The organism is Nannocystis sp., assembly GCF_016714285.1.
Classification (GTDB): domain Bacteria; phylum Myxococcota_A; class Polyangia; order Nannocystales; family Nannocystaceae; genus Nannocystis.
Map to the genome: position 1 here is coordinate 245,999 of NZ_JADJNN010000011.1, position 20,577 is coordinate 266,575.

Here is a 20,577-nt window from a genome sequence, read left to right on the forward strand (position 1 = left end):
CGCGCCAGCGAGCCCCCGACCACGACCGCGGGGCGATCAATCCCCGAACAGCGGTCCGACGATCACCGCGCCGAACCACGCCGAGGCGATCGCCCACAGATAGCGCGGCAGCCACACCCCGGAGCTTGGCGACTCGGCGAACAGCAAGAGGCGCGGCGCGACCACGGTGAACGTGTACAGCATCGGCATCACCAGCCCGAAGCTGAAGGCGAGCATGAAGAGTCGGCCACCGAAACCCTCGTCGGGGCCACCGGGCTGCGAGGGGTCGACCATCGCGCCGAGCAGCCCGCCGAAGTTGTCGGCCAGGACCATGATGAAGGGCCAGCCCAGCCCTCGCCGCAGCCCGCGTGGGAGGGTGAGCCAGGTGCCGCCGCCGGTGCGCCGGTGCTGGACCGCCAGGACGATACCCAGCAGCACCGGCACGACCGTGTTCACCTGTCGCCACGGAAACACGGCGCCGACCTGCTGGAGCCCGACGTCGATCATGATCGTGCAGATCGCCAGGCTCAGGAACAGCACCCAGCCCTCGCGCGGCCGGGTGTCGCCGCGCTCGCCGATCAGCGCCGCCAGCCGACCCCCCGGGAGCAAGATGCCCCGCCGAGAACTCCTCGAGCACTGGTCGTAGTTGGTGGTCGCTGGAGGGCGCTCATTGGAGACGTGACACACGTCGAGATGGCTTGACCTCTGGGCCATGCTCTTGTCATCTCGATCGGGTCATGCTCCGGCGCCGCAGCACCGCGACCACCGTCACCACTCTCCGGGGTGGGGTCGGTCGTCGACACGCGCGTTGAGAGCTGCGAGTCCCCACCGAGAACCCCGCCCACGCTGGCGGGGTCGCGCGTGTGTGCGGCGTCCTTCGTCGGCGGGCCTTTGAACCGCGAAGGAGTCATCCCATGCTCGACCATCACGATCACCGCGCCGTCGGCCCCCGCCTCGGCCTGTTTCACCTGCAAGACGAGGCACCAGGCATGGTGTTCTGGCACCCCAGGGGCCTGGTCCTCGTGCGCGCGCTCGAGGAGGCGGTCCGCCGGCGGACGCTCGCCGAGGGCTACCGCGAGGTCCGCACGCCGCAGCTGCTGCGCAAGTCGCTGTGGGAGGCCAGCGGCCACTGGCAGCACTTCCGTCAGCATATGTTCGCCGTCGAAGAGGAAGGCGTGTGCGCGGCGCTCAAGCCGGTGAGCTGCCCGTGTCACATCCAGATCTACGAGCGGGTCGCGCCCTCGTACCGCGACCTGCCGCTGCGCCTGTGCGAGCTCGGCGTGTGTCACCGCGACGAGCCGGGCGGGACGCTGCATGGCCTGTTTCGCCTGCGGCAGTTCACGCAGGACGACGGTCACATCTTCTGCGCCGAGGAGCAGATCGCGGCCGAGATCGAGGTGTTCTGCCGCGGCGCGCTCGCCTTCTACGCCGCGCTCGGCTTCCCCGAGGTCGGCGTGGCCCTGTCGACGCGGCCGCCGCAGCGCGCCGGCGACGACGCGACCTGGGATCGGGCCGAGGCGCAGCTGGCCGCGGCGGTCGCGTCCGCCGGCATGTCGCCGACGCTGCAGCCGGGCGAGGGCGCCTTCTACGGACCCAAGCTCGAGCTCAGCGTCCCCGACCGCGCCGGTCGCCGCTGGCAGTGCGGGACGATCCAGCTCGACCTCGTGCTGCCCGAGCGCTTCGACCTCCACTACATCGACGCGACCGGACGGCGTCGGCGACCGGCGATGCTGCACCGGGCGCTGTACGGCAGCCTCGAGCGCTTCGTCGCGCTGCTGCTCGAGCGCGACGCGCTGCCGGCCTGGCTCGCGCCGGTGCAGGTGGTGGTCGCGCCCGTCGGACCCGACCAACGGGAGGCGGCGGCGCTGACGGTCGCCGCACTGGTGGCCGCGGGCCTGCGCGCCGAGCTCGACCAGCGCGACGAGACCCTCGCGCGCCGCGTCGCCGAGGCACACGCGGGCGGGGTCCCCTGCTTCGCCGTGCTCGGCGCACGCGAGCTCGCGAGCGACGCGTTGACGCTCCGCGAGGGCGCGGGAGCCCAACGCGTCCTGGCACGCGAGCAGGCGATCGCTCACCTTCTGCGCTGCTGCGCTGCACCGGTCTGAGCCCGGCCGCTGCGGCGCCACCGCCGTCCAGAGCGCGCGAGCGCCCACGTACCGGGGCGCTCGCATCGGCCCGCTCCGGCCGCGTGCTGCGGTGGATAGGGAGCGAGCAATACGATAGCCGGGGACCCGCGACGATAGATTGCGCGGACCACCGGACCGCTGGCGCGGCGAGCAAGGCACGTGCCAGCAGCGATCTGCCGCAACACCTCGGCCACGCGAGCGACGAGTTTTGCCGCGCACGTTCAGTGAACGTTCGCGCGGCGAGGCTTGAACGCGCATGTTGGATGCCCTAGGCTGGCCTTCCTTGGACAGCATCGCCACGCTCCGCCCGGCGGCCGAGCCAGCGCGCGGCGCCAGCCTCGTCGATGCCGGGGTGACGCTGACGATCGTGGCCCACCCCGACCCGAGCCGCGTCGGCGAGATGGCCGCGGTCGAGTTCGGGGCCGATCGCCGGGTCGCGCTGTCTCGCCGCGAGCCCAGCTTCTCGGGCCCGGGCGGTCCGCCGCGGCCGCTGGAGGACCCGCACCTCAGCCGCTCGCCGCTCTACCTGTCCTTCGAGGCAGGTGACTTCCCGGTCTGGGCCGATCCGGGCACCGCACCCTCGGTGGTGCGCTCGCTGCACGGCCCGCGCAACCGGGCCTGGTACGTCGCGCTGGCCGGGCGGGTCGGCCTGCTGATCGAGCCGGGCCTGCGCGCCCCGGCCCCGCGCGAGGGTCACGGCCTCATCGGCGTCAGCACGGCGACCGAGCGAGTGCGCGAGCAGATCGCGATGGCCGCCGCGAGCGAGCTGCCCGTGCTGCTCCTCGGCGAGACCGGCACCGGCAAGGAGCTGGCGGCGCTGGCGATCCACGCCGCGAGCGCGCGCCACAAGGGCCCGCTGGTGGCGGTCAACCTCTCGGCGATCCCCGAGAGCACGGCGGCGAGCCAGCTGTTCGGCCACGTCCGCGGGGCCTTCACCGACGCGGCCCAGGCCCACGACGGCTACTTCGTGCAGGCCAGCGGCGGCACCCTCTTCCTCGACGAGATCGGCGAGGCCGCGGTCCCCCTGCAGGTCCAGCTGCTGCGGGCGCTCGAGCAGCAGGAGATCCAGCCGATCGGCGGGCGCGTGCGCGGCGTCGACGTCCGCGTGCTCGCGGCGACCGACACGGACCTCGACGCCGCCGTCGCGAGCGGCCGCTTCCGTCAGGCGCTGCTGTTCCGCCTGCGCGGGCTGACCCTGCGCATGCAGCCGCTGCGCGAGCGCCCGGCCGATGTCGCGGTGCAGCTGGTCCACTTCCTCGCCCGCTCGCTCGACACCCTCGGCCAGGGCGAGCGCCTGCACCTGCGCTCGTGGCACGACGCCCCGTGGCTCGACCTCGCCGCGGTCGAGGCGGCCCTCATCGCGCGCTGGCCCGGCAACTCGCGCGAGCTGCGGGCCACCGCCGGTCAGGCCGCGCTGGTCCACGCCACCGACCCGCACGTGCAGCTCGTCACCGGCGAGTCGACGGCCCCGCCGATCCCCAGCGACTCGGCCGTGCGACGGGCCGCGGGCACGGCTGGGTCGCCGGCCGACGCCGCCACCCGGCTCAGCGAGAGCGCCGTGCGCGACGCCCTCGCGCTGCACAATCACTCGGTCCGCGGCGCCGCGCGAGCCCTGCAGGTCGCGCCCAACACCCTCTACGCGCGCATGAACGAGCTCGGCATCCGCCGCGCCGGCGACCTCTCCGACGACGCGCTCGCGGCGGCGAAGGCCGCCACCGGCGGCGACCTCGAGGCGATGGCCCGGCACCTCGGCGTCTCGCTGCGCGGCCTGCAGCGCCGCCTCGGCCGCGGCGACTGACGCGGCACATCGGTTGCATCGAGGCCCGCGGTGCCACACGACGACGCGCAGCGTCGAGCCCCTCGCGCTGCGCCTCGATCGCGTCGGTCACAGCCTCGCGATCGACGCCCACGCCGACACCCGCGACCTCATGGTCCTGCCGATCGACCTCAGCGGCGCGCCGCTCAGCCTCGAGGTCGAGCTCACCGTGGAGCGCGCCGAGTGGGCCGCCGAGCTCCCCTGAGCCAGGGAGCCTGGCGCTCACGGCACCTCGGGGCCGACCTTGCTGCCAGGCGGCACGCTCGCGGTGATGAACGAGCCCGCGGCGATGATGCTGCCCGCGCCGATGACCGTCTCGCCGCCGAGGATCGTGGTATTCGCGTAGATCGTCACGTCATCCTCGACCGTGGGGTGGCGCCGCGGCGAGCGGCGTCCGGTCTCGTGCGGCACCGACAATGCCCCGAGGGTGACACCCTGGTAGAGCTTCACGCGATCGCCCAGGACCGCCGTCTCGCCGATGACCACGCCGGTCGCGTGATCGATGAACAGGCTCTGGCCGATCGTCGCCCCCGGGTGGATATCCGTGCCGGTACGCGAGTGCGCCCACTCGGCCATCACCCGCGGCATCAGCGGGACGCCCAGCGCGTGCAGCTTGTGGGCGATGCGATACACGCTCACGGCGAGCACCCCGGGGTATGCGAGGATCACCTCGTCGAGGCTCTTGGCCGCCGGATCGCCGTCGAACGCCGCCTGGACGTCCTGGATGAGGGTCCGCCGGATCCCGGGCAGCGCGTCGAGGAACGCGTCGGCGATGCGCCCCGCCACCTGCACCCATTGCGAGGTCTCGTCGAAGCCGCGGCCCGTCACCTCCTCGCGGTGCAGCACGCACAGCTCGACCTGCTGCCCGAGCCGGGTCCGCAGCGAGTTCGCCGAGCGCTCGATGTGGCGCGCGAGCTCCTTCGACTCGATGTTGGTCCGCCCCCAATATCCCGGGTACAGCAGCTCGAGGATCGATTCGACGATCTCCACGATCTCCTCCCGGGACGGGAGGAAGCGCTTGCCGATGCGGTGCGCCCGCGGGTCGCTGCCATAGCTGGCGATCAACGCCTCGACGGCGGGATTGCGCGGGTGATTGGCCGGACTCTGCGGGGCATCGGAGCTCATGGTGATCGTCGCAGTCTCGCACACCGCGTCACGACCCCGCCAGCCCCGCTCGCCCCCGGTCGCCCGATTGGCCACGCGCTGATCTGCCCGCGGCCGCCGCCTGACCGGGGGCTCACCCGACGATCGGCGCCAGCGCGGCGATCAGCCGGTCCACCTCGTCCGCGCGGTTGTAGTGGACCAGCGACACCCGCACCACCCCGTCCTGCGCCCGCAGGCCCAGGCGATCGATCAGCGCCCGCGCATAGAAGTCGCCGAAGCGGACGCCAATCCCCTGCGCCGCCAGCCGCGGCGGCAGCTCCGACGAGCGCATGCCCGCCACCACGAAGCTGATCGTCGGCACGCGCACCTGTCTGTCGGGACATGTCTCTCCGACCACCCGCACGCGCGGACACGCGGCCAGGAACTCCAGCAGACGCGCCGACAGGGCCTCCTCGTGGGCCGCGATCGCCGCCCAGGCCCGGGCCCGCGGCCCCACCTCGGCGGGCCCATCCAACGCCTCCCCCAATTCATCGAGATACCTCGGGATCGCCGCGCAGCCAGCCACCAGCTCGTAACATACACCGCCCGGCTCGAGCCGGTACGCCCCCGCGTCAGCCAGGAAGTGGTGATTGATGTTCGCCAGCTCCGCGAAGAAACCGGGCGACAGATACGCCGCCGCCAGGTGCGGACCGTAGACCTTGTATACGCTGAACACGTAGCCGTCGGCCCCCAGCGCCGCCGCGTCCACTCCCCGGTGCGGCGCGTAGGCGACGCCGTCGACGAACAGCCGCGCCCCGACCGAGTGCACCATATCGGCGACCGCCGCGACGTCGTGGATCGTCCCCACCACGTTGGAGCAGTGGGTCATGCACACCAAGCGCGTGCGGGCCGACAGCAGCGGCGCCAGCCCGGCCGGCTCGAGGCGCAGGCGCTCGCGCTCGATCGGCCAGCTGCGCACCACGACCCCCTGCCCGGCGAGCCGCGCCCACGCCCCGACGTTGGCCTCGTGGTCCGCCTCGCTCACCACGATCTCGTCGCCCGGCCGCAGCGACGGCGCCAGCGCGGCCGCCAGGTTGAACACGAGCTGCGTCGTCGACGAGCCGATGATCACCGGCCCCGGTCCGTCGCCCAGCAGCGACGCCAGCGCCCGCTCGCCGGCCAGGACCCGCTCGACGGCCACGCGCGAGCGGGCGTAGCTCGCCCCGTGCTGCACGTTGCAGCTGCGCAGATAATCCGCGATCTCATCGATCACCGAGCCGAGGATCTGCGAGCCACCGGCGTTGTCGAGCAACAGCTCGTCCCCCGCGAGGCCAGGGAAGCGAGCACGAATGCGGTCGAGCGAGCGCTGCACGCCGCGAGGATAACCCGTCACCGCGAAGTTGTCGCCGAGATCGATCCGCCAGCCGGCGAGGACGACGAAGCCCTCGCGGTGAGCACAGTGTTCGCGGCAGGCCGCCTATTGTTGCTTGGCGCCGAGGCACGCCTGCAACGCGTCGCTGGGGGTCCAGCCGCAGCTCCCACCCCCCTGGCGCTCACATTTCGCGGACTTGTAGCATTCGTACTCGGGCCGGTATTCGCAGGTGGTCATAATCTCCTCCCCGAGCTCGGCGCACACGGTGCCCGAGCAGCCGGTCGGCGCGCAGGCCTTGGCGCCGCCGGTCTCCGCCGGGCAGCTGACCACCTCCCAGCCGCAGCTCGCGTCCGCCTGCTTGAGGCAGCGCCCGCTCGGGCCCGCGACCGTCACGCCGTCGGCGCACGGACTGTTCGGCATCCCGATCGCCGGACCGCAGGCCTCCACCGGGCAAAGCCCCGCGCCGGGCCCCGGCCCCGACGTCACTGGCGGCTCGGGCGCCGGCTTCGGCCCGCACCCGGCGACCGCGAAAGTGAGGACAATGACGAATGACCGGGCGAGGCGCTGCATGGCCGCAGACTACCGCCAACAGCCCCGCGCAGCCGGACCGCGCGTGTGGCCCAGGTCACGCGCCAGGAGGCCCGGTCTTACCGCGTGGCCCCGCCACCGAGCCCGGCGACATCTCGGTCGCTCGCGCCCTCGTCCGCTTGCTTGTTTCGCGCCCCGCCCGGGCCCTGCCAGTCCGCGTCCGCGAGCCCGAGCGCCGCGCCGATGCGGTCCAGCGCCGCGCTCGCGGCGGGGCTGACCGTCGTGCCGAATCGTGGCAGCGCCCCCGGCGACTCCGCGGCGGAGCGACACACCGACGCGACGAAGCGGCGATAGTGGCGTCCGATCGCCGCGGGCAGGCCCGCCACGATCCGGCCGAGCTCGCCGAGGCGCGCCTCGTCGAGCCCGGACGCCATATCGCCGAGCCCCTGGTACGCCGCCTCGGCGGCCGGTGAGAAGCGGAAGCTGTCGCCGAGCTGCGCCGGGACCGCGAAGTTCATGATCCAGTCGACCTCGATCCGCTCCAGCCTATCGAACTTGCCGTCGGCGTGCACGACCATCCCGAGCAGCGCGGCGATCGACGCATACAGCACATCGCGCTCGCCCTGCGGCAGTCCAGCGGCCCATTCGCCGAGGCTCGCAATCACGGCAGCCGCATCCGGATCGGCCGGCGCCGCCCCCGGAGGCGGTCGCGCGTCGGCGTTGTCGGGCCGATCGATCCACGGCAAGATCAGCAGCCCAGCCTCCGCGACCAGGCGCTCGACCAGGCCCTGCTCGAGCCGCATCCCGCGCTGCAATGCCAGCACCCGCAGGGCGGCCTCGACCAGGTCCTCGGCGGGCAACACCAGCGGATCGGCGTCGAGCAGCGAATACTCCACGTGCAGGCGCAGGTGCGGCTCGCCGCCGCGCTCCCGCGAAGCCCGCATATACAGCACCTCGGGGTCGTTGCCATTGGCGGCGAAGCGCAGCCCGCCGGTATACCAATTGTCGGCCGAGGAGAACGGCGTCGGCGCATATCCAGAGCGCTCCTCGACGATGCTATCGAGGGTCGGCGCCAGGTACAGCATTTTGGGTTGACCGGTGGCGGTGCCGGCCTCGAATACGTAGAAGAAGGGCGCCGCGTCGCCCTCGTGCGCATAGCCGAGATAGATCGCCATCGGCGCGAAGCGGGCGAAGGCCAGACGCGGCGGCGTGATGACCTCGACGTGCGCGAAGGGCCGGGCGATCCGCCCCCCGAAGCGCTCCCGCACCGCGGCGACGGTCGGCAGCAGGTGATCTGCGGGCGCCACGACCCCGATCGGGGTGTCCCATGATATGCCCCGCTCCCGCCCGAGCGTGACCCGCACGGCCTCGGTCTGGCCGGTGAAGATCGAGGTCACCGGCAGCCGGCGCGCGTGCGTGGCCCGCAGCCGGTACACAGCGTTCCCCGCGGCGTCGCGCGCCTGGGCTTCGCCGCTGCTCGCCCGCTCGCGCGCGCTCCCGCGGGTCTTGACCGCCATCAAAGCGTCGAGAAATGCATCGACTGTGTTCGCGTCGATGTCTTCGGAAGCAGGAAAGCTGCGGGCGAGCAGCTGGCTCAGGGCGGCGCGATTACGGGCGAGCATCGGGGCACTCCCTCCGGCCAGGTCGCCAGCGCTGCCATCGATCACCGCGATCGCCGCTGGTCGGTGGCTCGCTGGCAAGGTACACCGGAGTCATGGATTCCGGCAACCCGGCGCTGCCACCCACGCGGACCGATCGGGAGGGATGAATCGGTGGTGAATCGGCGCACGCAGGGCGAGCCTGACGCCGCGCAACTCGCCGCGACCTCGGCTCCGTCTGCCGGCGCGCCGACTCTCGATACAACGCCAGCGCCGCGTCCCACCGCCTCGAGCCTCACCGAGACGACCGCCGGCGCGCCCCGCCACCCGCCGACCCTGCCGGACACCCCGGACCTCGCCATGACGCGGAGCACCGCGCCGGCAGCCGTCGCCCGGCCCGAGCTGGCGATGGGCACGGTGATCGGGCGCTACCTCGTGCTCGAACGCCTCGGCGCCGGGGCGATGGGGGTCGTCTATTCGGCCTTCGACCCCGAGCTCGATCGCAAGGTGGCGATCAAGCTGCTGCAGCCGGACACCGGCGGCAACCAGGCCTCGATGAGCCGCGACGCGCGGGCCCGACTCGTCCGCGAGGCCCAGGCTCTGGCCCGGCTGAGCCACCCCGGCGTCGTCGCGATCCATGACGTCGGCGTCCACGGCGACGAGGTCTGGATCGCCATGGAGCTGGTCCACGGCCGCGTCCTGCGGACCTGGCTCAGCGAGCGTCGCCGCAGCTGGCGCGAGGTCCTGACGGTGATGATCGCGGCGGGCCGCGGGCTGGCAGCCGCCCACGCGGCCGGCCTCATCCACCGCGACGTCAAGCCCGACAACGTGATGATCGACGACGAAGATCGCGTGCGCGTGATGGACTTCGGCCTCGCCCGCCGCGGCGCCAGCGACGACCCATCACGTCCGGCGCTCGCCAGCGACGGAGCGATGCTCGCGATCGACGTCACCACCGCGGGCTCGCTGATCGGCACGCCTGCATACATGGCACCCGAGCAATTCCAGGGCGAGGGCGTCGGGCCCGCTGCCGATATCTTCGCCTTCTGCGTGATGCTGTGGGAGGGCCTCCACGGCGCGCGACCCTTCGCCGGCAAGACCCTCGCCGAGCTCCGCGACAACGTCCTCGCCGGACGCATCGTCGCACCCCACGGCCCCGCCGCGCCGCGCTGGCTCCGGGCCGTGCTGATCCGCGGTCTCGCGGTCGACCCGGGCAAGCGCTGGGCCAGCATGGCGGCGCTGCTCGCCGAGCTGGACCGCGGTCAGGCCCGCGTGCAGCGGCGACGCTGGCTCGGCGCCGGCGTCGGCGTCGTCGTGCTCGCCGCTGGACTCCTCGGCGCCCGCGAGGCCGCGACCCGCAGCACGATCTCAACCTGTGAGGCCATGGGCGCCGCCGTGTTCGACGACTGGTCCGCGACGACCCGCGCCGACATCGAACGCGCCTTCATGGCGACCGGCAAGACCCACGCGGCGACGGTGTTCGCCAAGACGACCCCCTGGCTCGATGGCTGGGCGAGCGCGTGGCAAACAGCGACGACCCGGGCCTGCCTGCACCACCGCGTCGACGCCACCTGGGACGACGAGCTCCACGCCCGGGCCAGCGACTGTCTCGCCGAGGAGCGCGGCCGCTTCACCTCGCTGCTGCACGAGCTGCGGGTCACCGACGCCCGCTCCCTCAACCGCGCCACCACGGCCGCCGCCGGGCTCGCGCCCGTGGACGCTTGCCTGGACCCCGCGGTGCTACGCGACCGACCGCTGCGATCGCCCGAGCAACAAGCCGCGACCCGCGAGCTCGACGAGCAGCTCGCCCGCGTCAGCGCGCTCAAGGCCACGGGCACGTACAAGGACGGCCTCGCGCTCGCCCGCGCGGCCGTCGCCACGGCCCGCGCCGCGGGGGTCTCGGCGACCGTGTCCGAGGGCGAGTACCTGATCGCCACGCTCGGAGTCGAACCTCGGCGACCACGCGGCGGCCGAGCACAGCCTGCTGCGCGCCCTCGCGGCCGCCCGCGACGCCCACGACCAGCGCCACGCCCTGACCAGCGTCCTGCAGCTGATCTGGGTCGTCGGCGATCGCCTGACCCGCTTCGCCGAGGCCAAGGTGTGGGCCGAGGCCGCCCGCCTCGAGATCTCCCACATCCCCGGCGACACCCGCCCCGCCGAGGCCGCCCTGGCCAACAACCTCGGGCAGGTGCTGCAGGCCCAGGGCACCTACGCGGAGGCCATCCCCCTGCAGGAGCGTGCGCTCGAGCTGTGGACCGAGGTGTACGGCGAGGGCCACCCGCTGGTCGCCCTCGCCCTCAACAACCTCGGCAACGCGTGCTCCGGCAAGGGCGCGCTCGCCGAGGCGATCGGACACCACGAGCGGGCCCTGGCGATCCGCGAGCAGACGCTCGGGACGGACCACCCCCTCGTCGCCGGCAGCCTCAGCAACCTCGGCCTCACCTACAACCGGATGGCCCGCGTCGACGACGCCCTCCGCGTGCACGAGCGGGCCCTGGCGATCCGCGAGCGCGTCCTCGACGAGGACAACCCGGACCTCATCGAGAGCCTCAACAACCTGGCGGTCGTCCACAAGAGCCTCCACCACAACGACGAGGCCCTCCGCATGTACGAGCGAGCCCTGGCGATCCTCGCCCGCGCCCCGGACAGCAACCCGACCCTGCGAGCGACGCTGCTGTTCAACAGCGGGCGCCTCCAGGCCTCCGAGGGGCGCGCGATCGAGGCCGCCGCCCGCCTGGAGCAGGCCGTCGCCATCTTCGAGGCGGCGCTCGGCAAGGACCACCTCAAGGTCAGCTACCCGCTCATCGCCCTCGGCGAGCTCCGCTCCCGGGCCAACGATCACGACGGCGCCGCACGCCTCGTCGAGCGGGCCCTGGCGATCCGCGAGAAGGCGCTCGGCCCGGAGCACCCGGACGTGGCGACAAACCTCGCCGCGCTGGCGCGGATCGAACGAGCCCGCGACCACCTCGACGCCGCGCTCCGCCTCGACACCCGGGCCCTCGCTATCTACGAGACGAAGCTCGGCAAGGACAACGTCCAGCTCGCCGAGATGCTCACGGGCCAGGGCGAGACCCACCTGGCCGCGCAGCGACCCGCCGACGCGATCGCCCCGCTCACGCGGGCCCTCGCCCTCACCGAGCCCCGCAAGGACTACCGCAGCGCCACCAACCACCTGCGCTTCCTGCTCGCGCGCGCCCTGTGGGACGCCCGCAGCGACCGCCCGCGGGCCCTCACGCTCGCCGAGGACCGCCGCCGCCGAGTCCGTCGATTCGGACGACGACAAGGCCCGCGCGGAGCTCACCGCGTGGCTCGCCGCGCACCGCCGCTGACCTCCTCCATTCGGCGTCAGCCCGGGACGATCGGCACGCAGCAGCCGGTCGAGCAGAAGGTGCCCTCGGGGCAGTCGGAGTTGCCCATGTTGTCGACCTTGCACGGGTCGGTGTTGTCGCAGCTGGGCATGTCGCAGCCGGGCGGCGGCTCGGTCTCGCCGAAGCAGACCTCGCAGTTCTCGGGCTGACACGCGTCGTCGCAGTCGTCGTTCTTGCTGCACTGCAGGCAGGTGTCGATCGCGTCGAGCGAGCAGTTCTGGTCGCCGAGGAAGATGTCGTACACCATGCCGTCGACGCTGACCGTGCAGCAGCCGAAGCAGTCGCAGCCGTTGGGCACCTGGCAGGTATCCACGCACTCCTGGGTCTGCTCCGCGGGGCACATGGCCTTCGGGTCATATGGACATTTGTCGCCGCCCGGGCCCTTGGGGTCGCACTTGAGGTCCCACGCGCAGTCGCCCTTGCCGCCGCCGGAGTTGCCGTCGAAGAAGCAGTCCTGCTTGCACGGGTCCATGTTGTCGCCCGGGAGGCCGGTGGCGAAGGTGTCCTCGCGGTCGTCGCAGGGCGAGATGCACTCGGGGTCGGCGGTGTCGATCTTGCCATCATTGTCGTTATCGATGCAGTCGCCGCAGGCGTAGGTCGCCCCGTCGCACTGCAAGGGCACGCAGACGCCGCCGCCGGTGGTCGCGTCGCCGGTGGTCGCGCTGGTGCCGGTGGTCTGCCCCGCGCTGGCGGTGCCGGTGGTCTCGGGCACGCCGGTCGAGAGCGCCTCGGTCGCGCCGCTGGTCGTGGGCTCGCTGCCAGTGCTCGGCGTGACGGTGGTCGGGCCGTTGCCGCTCGAGCTCGAAGCCGTGGAGCTGGACTCTGCGCTGTCCCCGTTGTCCGGGCTCTTGCACGCGAATGTGAGGAGGGCGAGGGCGAGGCTGGGGACGATCGTGAGGCGATGCATACGCGGAGGGCCGCGCGACGTGGCGAGACCGCGCGGTAACGGGTGAGACAGGGGCCGGCGCGGCCATTCCAAGGCGGACTCGCCTTTTACAGCGAGACGTCGACCACGTAGACGCCGTAGTCGGAGCTGGCGCTGCCGGTGACGTGGATCGAGCCCGGCACGCGGACGATCGTGCCGTCACCGGCGTCCTTGGTCTGGCCGCTCATGCTGAGGTCGAGGGCGACGTCGCCGACCAGGTCGTGGTCCATGACGAAGGTGCCGCGGAGCGTGCCGCTGAAGTCCGCGTCCGGCAGGCCCTTGAAGCTCATATCGAGCGCGGCTGGCCCGCCGTTGTAGATCACCTCGACGTCGCCCTCGAGGACGACGTCGGCGTAGTCCTCCGCGAGGGTCATCTCGAGGCGCATGCCCTTGTTCTTCGAATTGCCCTGGTCGACCTTGCCGCCGATGACCATCAGGCCCGAGAGATCGCCGGGGCCCGATTGCTCGGGGATGTTGGCGCTGCTGGCGGCGTTGAAGCCGGCGAAGCCGAGGTCGATCGCACGGTCGATCGCGCGGTCGAGGCCGAGGTAGGCCAGGCGCGCCGAGGCCTCGTCGTCGACCGCGCCCTTCGGGCCGCCGCCGTTGCAGCCGGGCGCGGACGGGCCGACGAGGGCGACGAGGAGGCAGAGGACGGACCGTCGCAAGAGCTGGGGGCGGGACATGTCGCTTGGACCGCGCTCGCAGGTCCGTTTCCAACCCATGGGTCCACCGCCATCGTCGGGGCCAATCCCCTGGTCAACGCCCCGTGCTCTCCGGGGCTGCCGGAGAACGAAGCGCCGACGTGGGTGCGGTCGACCGGATCTCATTTTTACTGCTGAAAGCAGTAAATCGGCTCCTGCCACGCGCAGGAGCCGCCCTGGCACGCGCTGCTCCAGTTGACGTTCGTCGCGTTGTTGTAGCCCCAGTGCGACCCGCCGTTGGTCGAGGTCCAGTTGGTGCACGAGTTGTTGGCGTTGAAGATCGTGCCGTTTTGCAGGGTGTTGGTCCACACCGAAACACTGGCAACACAGGTCGCCGTGCCGACCGGTGGGGCGCCGTTGGTCTCGGTCTTGTTGATCGGATTCGCCAGGGTGCCGTCGATCAGGTCGGCCCAGTTGTTGGCGATGATGACCCCGTCGACCCGGGCGTAGGGCACGGCGGACTGGGTGAAGCGCGTCGCGGGCGTGCCGTTGACCTCGGAGGTGGACAGCCACGCCTTGTAGGTGCCGGGCAACATGGCCGCGGTCGCGCGGGCCTGGCAGATCGCGTCGGCGCCGGCGAGCCCGCCGAGGTTGCCGGTGTGCAGGGTGCTGGTCACGAACACCCGCTTGATGCCGCTCTTGCACATGTTGGTGCAGGCGTCGTTGTCGACCATGTTGCCGTCGTCGCACTCCTCGGCGCCCATCAAGACCTTGCCGTCGCCGCACTTGGCGGTCTTGCAGGTGTTGATGCACATGTCGGTCTCGACCATGTTGCCGTCGTCGCACTCCTCGACGCCCATCTGGACGATCGTATCGCCGCACTTCGCGTTCTTGCAGCTGTTGAGGCAGGCGTCGGTGTCAGCCATGTTGCCGTCGTCGCACTCCTCGCCCATCTGCTTGATCATGTCGCCGCACTTGGGGGCTTTGCACGTGTTGGTGCAGGCGTCGTCGTTGACCATGTTGCCGTCGTCGCATTCCTCGACGCCGGCCTGGATGGCCATATCGCCGCACTTGGCGTTGAGGCAGGTGGCGAGGCAGGCGTCGGTGTCGTCGGCGTTCCCGTCGTCGCACTCCTCGACGCCCTCCTGGACCAAGCTGTCGCCGCAGGAAGCGGGGGCGCACATGTTGGTGCAGTCGTCGGTGTCGACCATGTTGCCGTCGTCGCACATCTCGCCGGGGCCGACGATGGCATCGCCGCAGATGGCGTTCTTGCAGGCGTTGGTGCAGGCGTCGGTGTCGTCCTGGTTGCCGTCGTCGCACTCCTCGACGCCGAGGATGACGAGGCTGTCGCCGCAGATGGCGGTCTTGCACAGGGCCGTGCAGGTGTCGGTGTCGTCCTGGTTGCCGTCGTCGCACTCCTCGCCGTCGTCCATCACGCCGTCGCCACAGACGCCGGGCGTGCCAGTGCTGGCGGTGGTGACGTCGGTCGTCGTGTCGGTCGTCGTGTCGGTCGTCGGCCCGGAGGTCGTCGCGTCGGTGGTGGCGCTGGTGCCCGTGCCCTCGGTTGCGGCGGTGGTCGGCACGTCGGTCGTGGGCGTGTCCGTCGTCGGCGCGGCCGTCGTCGTCTCCCCGCCCGTGGCGGAGCTCGTGCTCGTGCCAGTTGTCGCGGTCTCGGTGCCAGTGGTGTCATCGCCGCAACCTGCGAACATGGTCGCGAGTACGGTCGCCATTCCCATCCATCGAATATCGAGCTTCATGGCCTGATCTTCGCTGGACTCACGGTGGCGCACAAGCCCAATCCGTGATGCTCTTCGGACCGGCCGGCCTCTGCAGCTCCTCCGCATGCAGACGAGGATGAGTTCACGCAATTCGAGGCCCGGCGAGGCCAAGAGGTGATAGTCTCGCTCATGCGCCGGGCCTGGGGAATTCACGCGATCGTTTTGGTGCTGGTGCTGGGTGGGCTATTGACCGCGCTGACCCTGACGAATGGCAGCGATCGGACCGGCGTCGCGCTGGTGATGGCCTTCGTCTGGGTCCCCGTGGCGGTGGTGTATTCGGCGGTGTCGACGATCATGCTGCTGCTGCTGCGACCTGGTCGGTTGGCCGTGGCGCTGGCCCACGTGGTCGCGCTGGGGGTCGGGGTGCTGGCGCCGTTGTTCTGGTTGAAGGCCGGAACGGGCCGTTGATCATGAGGTACTCGACGCATCATTGAGCCGCATGGGCGCGGAAGCCATTGGGACAGTCGCGAGCGAACGCGAGGTCCGTGATGTGTACGGATCCTGGGGGCCCGCGGCCGCTTGCGCGCGCGGGCGCGCATGGCCTAGCCTGCCGGGCATGCACGGACGCACGATAATCCTCTGGCTGATGCTCGCCGGCTGTGGCGACGCGGCCTCCACGGCAGGGACGACCACAGTGGCAACGTCCGGTGGTACGAGCAGCGGCGACGCGACGACCCCCACCCCGACCACCGGCCACGCGGGCACGACCGGCGGAGCCACAGGCAGCGGCACGGCCGCCGCGAGCAGCTCCGCCTCGACCACCGCCGTGGCAGCCACCGGCGACGACCCGGGCAGCACCGGTCTCGTCGACACCGGCGAGCCCGCGGGCACCAGCACCACCGGCGATGCCGGCAGCACCACCGGCACCACCGGCACGGACAGCGGCACGGACAGCGGCGGCGAATCGAGCACTGGCGCCCCGGCCTGCCCACAAAACGGCCCGCCCCCGGGCCCCGCGCTGCACCGATTTGACGTCGCCACGCTCAACTGTCCCGGCGACAGCTGCCCCGCGGACCAGGACCAGTGCCTGTGTCCGGTCGACTTCGCGGCGCTCGACGTGGCTCCGGCGCACTTCATGGCCACGGGCACCGATAACAACAAGCAGCTGGTGTGGGCCGCCGGCAACTTCCAGGCGATGTACGTCGACGACCTCAACACCGACTGGATGGCCGGCGGCGCGGCGCGGGCGGACGCCTTGATCGCCTCCGCGGCGAGCAACTTCGATTGCGGCGCGCCGGAGTGGTTCATCGTCAACGAGATCTCCGCGAGCCAGTGGCCGAACAATCCCGCCTATCGCCAATTCGTGATCGAGTTCGCGGCGACCATGAAGAACAGCTATCAAAAGACCGTGGTGATCGCCGCGCCCTTCGACAAGCCGGGCAACCACGCCGCCGACTGGGCCACGCTGGCCGATCACGCCTATGTGGCCGCCGAGGTCTACCTGTCGGGCAAGGAGGTCAACGCCAGCGGCAACTCGGTGGCGTGGTGCACCGCGCAATACAAGGCCGCCGTCGCCGCCTACGCCGCGCTCGGCGTGCCCAAGGACCGCCTGTTCCTGGTCGAACACTTCGGCCAGACCACGCCGGACAAGGCCTGGGGTCGCGCCGGCGTCTCGGTCGCCGGCTGGCACAACGCGATCAAGGCCCGCTCCCAGGCCGCACATTCCGTCGGCTTCGCGGGCTTCATCAGCTATGCGTGGAGCTGGAACCTCATGCACGAGACCGCCGCCAATCGCCTCGCCTTCAGCGAGACCTTCGCCGCCCAGCAATTGCCATAAGGACCCTCGCCATGGTCTCGCTCCCCGCCCTCCTGCTCGCCCTGCTCTCCGGCTCTCCCACGGTCATCCCCGCGGACGGCCCGGTCTGGGTGTTCTTCGCCGACAAGGCCGTCGCCGACCCCGGCCCCGCGCTCGCCGAGCGCCGTCGGGGCCTCGCCGCGCGTGCCCTCGCGCGGCGCGTGCGGACCCGCGGCGACGCCGGCGTCGACCTGCGCGACCTCCCGCCCGCGCCCGCGTACGTCGCCGCGGTGCTCGCCACCGGGGCCCGACTGCGCGCCAGCTCGCGCTGGCTCAACGCCATCAGCGTCGACGCGAGCGCGACGCAGCGGGCGGCGATCGCCCGGCTCCCCCAGGTCCAGCGCCTGCGCCGCGTCGCACGCGGGCAGCGGAGCGCGGGCGATCTGCCGCTGGCGCCCGCGCCGGCGCCGATCGACGGGGTTTACCTGGTCGGCCAGGCCCAGCTCGATCGCCTCGGCGTGCCGACCTTGCACGAGTGTGGCCTGACCGGCGCCGGCGTGGTCGTCGGTGTCCAGGACACCGGCTTCGCCCTCACGCATCAGGCCTTCGCCGGCGCCACCGTGCTCGCCGCCCGCGACTTCGTCCACGACGACGACATCGTCGCCGACGAGGACGGCGACGCCGAGAAGCAGGACCACCACGGCACGGCCGTGCTCTCGCTGGTCGTCGGCCGCGACGGCGACAACTTCTCGGGCGTCGCGCCCGGCGTCTCGCTGCTGCTGGCGAAGACCGAGGACGTGAGCTCCGAGACCCCGGTCGAGGAGGATTATTACGTCGAGGGCCTCGAGTGGATCGAGGGGATGGGCGCCGACATCTTCACCGCCTCGCTCGGCTACATCGACTGGTACAAGCCCGAGCAGCTCGACGGCAAGACCACCGTCGTGGCCCAGGCCGCCGCGATCGCGATCGCCAACGGGCTCATCATGTTCGCGCCCACCGGCAACAACGGGCCCAATGCCATGACCCTGATCTCCCCGTCCGACGTCGACGGGATCATCGCCATCGGCGCCACCAACGTCGACGGCGTGCTCGCCGGCTTCTCCTCGCGCGGTCCGACCGCCGACGGGCGGATCAAGCCCGACTTGCTCGCCCCGGGCGAGGGTGTGTGGGGCGTCGCGCCGGACACCCTCGATCAATACGCCGCGCAGAATGGCACCAGTCTGGCCACCCCGCTCGCCGCTGGCGTCGGCGCGCTGCTCAAGCAGGCCTACCCGCAGCTCGGGCCGGCCGAGATGCTCGCCCTCCTGCGCGACACCGCCGTCGCGGACGGGCCGCCCGAGAGCGACCACGGCTGGGGCATGATCGACGGCCCGGCCGCGGCCGGTCTCTATTGCACCTGCGTCGACGCTGACAAGGACGGCCATTTCGCCGCCCGCTGCGGCGGCGATGACTGCGACGATTCCGACGCCACCGTCTATCCCGGCGCACCGGAGCTGTGCGACGGCGCCGACAACGATTGTGACCTTCTCACGCCGCCCGGGGAGCAGGACGCCGACCTCGACGGTGCCCGCCTCTGCGCCAACGATTGCGACGACGCCAACGCCGCCCGCTATCCCGGCGCCCCCGAGCTTGCGGATTGTATTGACACCGATTGCGACGGCTTCGGCAGCGACGATTGTGAGGTCGGCACGACGGGCCCCACCCCCTCCACCACGAGCAGCGGCGGCGACGGCGAGTTGCCGACCACCGATGCCCTCAGCACCGGGGGCGGCGCCGCCGGTTCGTCGACCGGCCCCGAGCCGCCCGGGCAGGACATCGAGGTCGGCTGTCAGTGCGCGGCCGGCCCAGGCGGATCTGCGCGCCTGCTGCTCCTCCTCGCCTGCGCCGCGCCGCTCGCCCGACGTCGGCGACGACATCCGTGAATCACCATGCTCGGCGCCACCGATGATCGCAGCAGCCTGCTCGCCGCCCTCGCCGACGCGTGCGGCGCGACCGGCTTCACCGCACTGGGCGACGCCACCGTCCTCGCAACCTCTCATGGGCCGCTGACGACCCACGCCGGCCTCAACACCCGCACCGGCCGGGCCGAGCGCGGCGGTCCGCTGTGCCAGCGCATCTTCGGCGCCGTCGTCGACCACTCGTGCCTGTGCACCAAGTACCGCGGCCACGAGCACCTGGGCCACCGCTGCGAGAAGTGTGGTGTCCTCGTCGCCCCTGCCAGCGTCCGTGGCGAACGCTTCGGCCACGTCGCGCTGGTCGTCGCGCTCCGCCACCCCTGGCTCCCCGAGGCTCGCGTGGCGCAGCTGCTCGTGCTCCCGCCGCGCCTGCGCCTGCTCCCGCGCGAGCGCGGCGACATCGCCCACGATCCCGACCAGCAATGCCGCGAGTTCATCGCGGTCGATGCGCGCAACATGGCCCTGCCGATGTTGCTGATGGGCGGCACCCAATATGAGCCCTATCCCGAGCGGCCCGCGCCCGCCGGGCTGACCGCCCTCTACGCCCAGCTCATCGCCCGCAACGAGACAGCGCGCGCGATGTGGTCACGCGCCCCGGAGGTCGTCCGCGAACACGAGACCGCGCTGCTGCAAGCCAGCCTGGACGCCCTGTTCGGGCCCCCGACCACCGCCGTGAACCCCCGCGGCCGCCGCCTCCGCGACCTGCTGCTCGCCGCCCGCGAGCGGAGCGACGGGCCCGAGCTCGCCGCGCTGCTACTCGCCGCCGGGCTCCGAGCGGAGTCCACGAGCTGACGCCCCCTGCGCCGCGAATGTCAGCACACGAGCGAGCGCCCGATCGATGATTGAGAAAGCTAGCAGCCCACCGCAAGGTCGCGGAGGTACGCCGCGGGCGTCACCGCGAAGGCCCGGCGAAAGTGGCGAGTCAACTGGGCCGCGTCGGTGAAGCCGACCTGCGCGGCGGCCCCGGCGATCGACGCCCCCGCGGTGAGCAGCGCCCGCGCGGCGTTCACCCGCAGCAAGATCTGGTAGTCGTCCGGCGCGACCCCGAAGGCGGCGGTGAACATGTGCGCGAGGTGCTGGGCGTTGATGCCGTCGATCGCGGCCAGCTCGGCCAGCGTCACGCGCTCCGCGAGGTGCAGCCGCAGGTGCTCGCGCACGGCCGCCAGCTCGCGCAGCACCCCCCGCCCCGCGTGCGGCCGGCGATCGCCGTGGCGCTCGAGCGCGAGGCTCACGAGCTGGCGCAGCGCCACCGCGAGGTCCTCGCTACCTCCACCCTCGAGGCCGGCGTGGAGCTGGTGCTGGGCGGCGAACAGCGTGGGGTCGTCGACCGCGAGCCCGCGCCAGTGCGGCGCCGCGGGCCAGCCGAGCGCGCGCGCCACGGCCTCGACGTATGCGACCGGCAGCCACAGCACGCGCACGCTGGTGCTGCGACGGTCGAGCGTGCGCTGCACGTCGCCGGGTTCACGCAGCTGGGTGCGGCCGGCCGCGGCCGCGACCTCGTTGCCGTGCACGCGATAGCGGCCGCGGGCGTCGGGTCGCAGCGGGACGATTAGCAGATAACCCTCGACCAGCAGGCGCGCGCACTCGAGGGCCTCGTCGATGCGGATCACGCACGCGCCGTCGATCTCCGGGAGGGCCCGCCAGGACGCCGGCATCCGCGACACACTACCGCC

17 protein-coding genes and 1 pseudogene are annotated in these 20,577 nt (G+C 72.1%); 9 read left to right on the top strand and 9 right to left on the bottom strand.

Going from position 1 to position 20,577, the window contains the following annotated elements; genetic code table 11:
- Positions 1 to 36: 36 nt before the first annotated feature.
- Positions 37 to 693, bottom strand: coding sequence for a hypothetical protein (locus tag IPJ59_RS20605; RefSeq protein ID WP_293272994.1), 657 nt, complete (start codon positions 691 to 693; stop codon positions 37 to 39).
- A gap of 200 nt (positions 694 to 893) precedes the next feature.
- On the opposite strand from IPJ59_RS20605, the gene thrS reads away from it, so the two are divergent.
- The 3 genes from thrS to IPJ59_RS20620 all read left to right on the top strand — a co-directional run bounded on the left by thrS (position 894) and on the right by IPJ59_RS20620 (position 4,126).
- A complete protein-coding gene (gene thrS, locus IPJ59_RS20610) occupies positions 894 to 2,084 on the top strand; it encodes a threonine--tRNA ligase (RefSeq protein ID WP_293272995.1) in 1,191 nt (396 codons plus the stop codon).
- A gap of 304 nt (positions 2,085 to 2,388) precedes the next feature.
- Positions 2,389 to 3,903, top strand: coding sequence for a sigma 54-interacting transcriptional regulator (locus IPJ59_RS20615; protein ID WP_293258323.1), 1,515 nt, complete (start codon positions 2,389 to 2,391; stop codon positions 3,901 to 3,903).
- 13 nt (positions 3,904 to 3,916) lie between these two features.
- Positions 3,917 to 4,126, top strand: a complete 210-nt coding sequence (locus tag IPJ59_RS20620; protein ID WP_293272996.1) for a hypothetical protein — start codon at positions 3,917 to 3,919, stop codon at positions 4,124 to 4,126.
- A gap of 17 nt (positions 4,127 to 4,143) precedes the next feature.
- On the opposite strand, the gene IPJ59_RS20625 is transcribed toward IPJ59_RS20620, so the two are convergent.
- From IPJ59_RS20625 to IPJ59_RS20640, 4 genes are all read right to left on the bottom strand, one after another.
- Entirely contained in the window at positions 4,144 to 5,046 is a 903-nt protein-coding gene (locus tag IPJ59_RS20625) for a serine O-acetyltransferase (RefSeq protein WP_293258327.1), read from the bottom strand.
- 112 nt (positions 5,047 to 5,158) lie between these two features.
- The gene (locus IPJ59_RS20630; protein ID WP_293272997.1) at positions 5,159 to 6,376 is read right to left on the bottom strand and encodes a cysteine desulfurase-like protein; all 1,218 of its coding nucleotides are present in this window, start codon (positions 6,374 to 6,376) and stop codon (positions 5,159 to 5,161) included.
- A gap of 105 nt (positions 6,377 to 6,481) precedes the next feature.
- The gene (locus tag IPJ59_RS20635; RefSeq protein WP_293258331.1) at positions 6,482 to 6,946 is read right to left on the bottom strand and encodes a hypothetical protein; all 465 of its coding nucleotides are present in this window, start codon (positions 6,944 to 6,946) and stop codon (positions 6,482 to 6,484) included.
- Positions 6,947 to 7,023: 77 nt separating this feature from the next.
- A complete protein-coding gene (locus tag IPJ59_RS20640) occupies positions 7,024 to 8,526 on the bottom strand; it encodes a hypothetical protein (protein ID WP_293258333.1) in 1,503 nt (500 codons plus the stop codon).
- Positions 8,527 to 8,910: 384 nt separating this feature from the next.
- Between IPJ59_RS20640 and IPJ59_RS37980 the strand changes: the two are divergent.
- Positions 8,911 to 9,726, top strand: a pseudogene (locus tag IPJ59_RS37980) (serine/threonine-protein kinase); the annotation flags it as partial.
- 38 nt (positions 9,727 to 9,764) lie between these two features.
- Here the strand turns inward: IPJ59_RS37980 and IPJ59_RS20645 are convergent.
- Positions 9,765 to 9,989, bottom strand: a complete 225-nt coding sequence (locus IPJ59_RS20645) for a hypothetical protein (protein ID WP_293272998.1) — start codon at positions 9,987 to 9,989, stop codon at positions 9,765 to 9,767.
- Between the two features lie 611 nt (positions 9,990 to 10,600).
- Here IPJ59_RS20645 and IPJ59_RS20650 point away from each other — a divergent pair.
- A complete protein-coding gene (locus IPJ59_RS20650; RefSeq protein WP_293272999.1) occupies positions 10,601 to 12,019 on the top strand; it encodes a tetratricopeptide repeat protein in 1,419 nt (472 codons plus the stop codon).
- 844 nt (positions 12,020 to 12,863) lie between these two features.
- On the opposite strand, the gene IPJ59_RS20655 is transcribed toward IPJ59_RS20650, so the two are convergent.
- Together IPJ59_RS20655 and IPJ59_RS20660 are read right to left on the bottom strand one after the other, a co-directional pair.
- On the bottom strand, positions 12,864 to 13,478 hold the full coding sequence (locus tag IPJ59_RS20655; RefSeq protein ID WP_293273000.1) for a hypothetical protein: 615 nt from the start codon (positions 13,476 to 13,478) through the stop codon (positions 12,864 to 12,866).
- A 146-nt stretch (positions 13,479 to 13,624) separates the two neighbouring features.
- Positions 13,625 to 15,166, bottom strand: a complete 1,542-nt coding sequence (locus IPJ59_RS20660) for a DUF4215 domain-containing protein (RefSeq protein ID WP_293273001.1) — start codon at positions 15,164 to 15,166, stop codon at positions 13,625 to 13,627.
- A 177-nt stretch (positions 15,167 to 15,343) separates the two neighbouring features.
- Between IPJ59_RS20660 and IPJ59_RS20665 the strand changes: the two genes are divergently transcribed.
- The 4 genes from IPJ59_RS20665 to IPJ59_RS20680 all read left to right on the top strand — a co-directional run bounded on the left by IPJ59_RS20665 (position 15,344) and on the right by IPJ59_RS20680 (position 19,696).
- Positions 15,344 to 15,622 carry a hypothetical protein gene (locus tag IPJ59_RS20665; RefSeq protein WP_293258343.1) on the top strand — a complete coding sequence of 93 codons (279 nt, stop codon included), beginning with the start codon at positions 15,344 to 15,346 and terminating at the stop codon, positions 15,620 to 15,622.
- Positions 15,623 to 15,770: 148 nt separating this feature from the next.
- The gene (locus IPJ59_RS20670; protein WP_293273002.1) at positions 15,771 to 16,991 is read left to right on the top strand and encodes a hypothetical protein; all 1,221 of its coding nucleotides are present in this window, start codon (positions 15,771 to 15,773) and stop codon (positions 16,989 to 16,991) included.
- An 11-nt stretch (positions 16,992 to 17,002) separates the two neighbouring features.
- Entirely contained in the window at positions 17,003 to 18,871 is a 1,869-nt protein-coding gene (locus IPJ59_RS20675) for a S8 family serine peptidase (protein ID WP_293273003.1), read from the top strand.
- A 6-nt stretch (positions 18,872 to 18,877) separates the two neighbouring features.
- Entirely contained in the window at positions 18,878 to 19,696 is an 819-nt protein-coding gene (locus IPJ59_RS20680) for a hypothetical protein (RefSeq protein WP_293273004.1), read from the top strand.
- A gap of 59 nt (positions 19,697 to 19,755) precedes the next feature.
- Here the strand turns inward: IPJ59_RS20680 and IPJ59_RS20685 are convergent, their stop codons facing one another.
- Positions 19,756 to 20,559 (bottom strand): helix-turn-helix domain-containing protein, encoded by an 804-nt coding sequence (locus IPJ59_RS20685; protein WP_293273005.1) that lies wholly within the window; start codon positions 20,557 to 20,559, stop codon positions 19,756 to 19,758.
- Positions 20,560 to 20,577: the final 18 nt, after the last annotated feature.